The 1,515-nt window shown below is 54.5% G+C and carries 3 protein-coding genes; all 3 read left to right on the top strand.

The window, feature by feature from the left end:
• Window positions 1-107 precede the first annotated feature (107 nt).
• Window positions 108-449 (top strand): IS66 family insertion sequence element accessory protein TnpA, encoded by a 342-nt coding sequence (tnpA, locus tag ACEVJL_RS16765; protein WP_374738486.1) that lies wholly within the window; start codon window positions 108-110, stop codon window positions 447-449.
• Window positions 443-799 carry an IS66 family insertion sequence element accessory protein TnpB gene (tnpB, locus tag ACEVJL_RS16760; RefSeq protein ID WP_195325622.1) on the top strand — a complete coding sequence of 119 codons (357 nt, stop codon included), beginning with the start codon at window positions 443-445 and terminating at the stop codon, window positions 797-799. The genes tnpA and tnpB overlap by 7 nt, the downstream gene beginning before the upstream one ends.
• 57 nt (window positions 800-856) lie before the next feature.
• Window positions 857-1,515: IS66 family transposase zinc-finger binding domain-containing protein (locus tag ACEVJL_RS16755; protein WP_374738485.1), on the top strand; the 659-nt coding region annotated here is incomplete at its 3' end.

The raw sequence follows: 1,515 nt of genomic DNA, 5'->3' as shown, positions 1-1,515 counted from the left end.
CGTAACCGTCAAAGGAACAGGCGGATAGACTTGCATGAGATAATAGTGCTGGAACGAAGCGGAACGTTCCAGCACTATTTTGTACAGGGGGGCTTTCAGTGACATCTATGGAATTGAAACACCAGGCACGGCTACAGGAATGGGGATCAGCAATTAAGGAATGCCGGAGCAGCGGACAATCGGTTCGCGAATGGTGCAGGCAACAGGGAATCACCCCAACTACATATTATCGCTGGGAGCGAGAAGTACTGTCTGTTGCGGAGAGCATGGCACAGCAGGACGGACAGGAGAGCGTTACCTTTGCAAAAGCGCCTGTACCAAGACAGGAATACCGGAACGAAGCGGAACATTCCGCTACGCTGTATGCTGGGGATGTGAGAATCGATATCTATCCGTCGTGTGGGAGGGATCAGCTGAAAACATTGATTGAGATGCTGCACACATGCTGAACGATTTTAGTTGCAGCTGCCCGGTGTACATTGCCTGCGGATACACAGATCTGCGGCGAGGTATTGATGGACTGGCTAATCTGGTAAAGAGCCAGTTCCAGATGGATCCCTTTCAGCGGGCGCTGTTTCTGTTCTGCGGAAGACGGCGGGACCGGATCAAGGCGCTGTACTGGGAGGGAGACGGCTTTCTGCTGTTGTATAAGCGCCTGGAGAGCGGCAGTTTCCAATGGCCCAGAAGCACAGAGGAAGTGCAGGCCTTAACACCTCAACAGTACCGCTGGCTGATGGAGGGGCTGAAAACAGAGCAGCCGAAGGCAAACAAAGCAGTGAGCGGTCTGAGCGCAATATAATACCGGAAAGCATTGAAAACAGTGGTTTTTTGTTCCGATTTGTGGTATCATTTTCTTATGGGAAATGAAAAGAATACCGCCGCAAACACCCCGGAAATGGTGACCATTTCGCGGGCGGAATATGATTCTCAGCAGGCACAGCTGACTGAGCTGAAGCTCCAGAACCAATGGCTTCTGGAGCAGCTTGGTCTTGCCAAGAAACGGCAGTTTGGCGTATCCTCAGAGCGTCTTGAAGAGGGCCTGATGGACCAGCTGTCTCTCATGGCAAATGAGGCGGAGGCCTATGCCTATGGGACCAAGAACGCCACAGCGGAGCAGGTGGCGGTAAAGGCCCATGCCCGCAAGCGCCAGAGCGGCAATGTGCTGGATATCGTGCCGGAGGGGACCCCCACGGAAGTGGTGGAGCACCGCCTTTCCGAGGAAGAGCGTACCTGCGATACCTGCGGCGCCGTAATGGAGGAGATTGGGAAAGAGGTGCGCCGGAGCCTGAAGATGGAGCCGGCCCGGTTCTGGATCCGGGAGGATGTGTACTACACCTACGCCTGCAAGCAGTGCGAAGCGGAAACAGGAGAAGGCAATCTCCGGAAAACACCTAAACAGCCGACGCTCTGCCCGGGCAGTTTTGCATCCCCGGAGGCAGTAGCCCATATCATGACGCAGAAGTTTGTGATGTACTCACCACTGTATCGTCTGGAGCAGGAGTTTCAGCGGCAGGG

It is taken from the genome of Flintibacter porci (assembly GCF_041925195.1).
GTDB lineage: Bacteria > Bacillota > Clostridia > Oscillospirales > Oscillospiraceae > Lawsonibacter > Lawsonibacter porci.
This window is presented reverse-complemented; position numbering and strand designations above follow the sequence as displayed.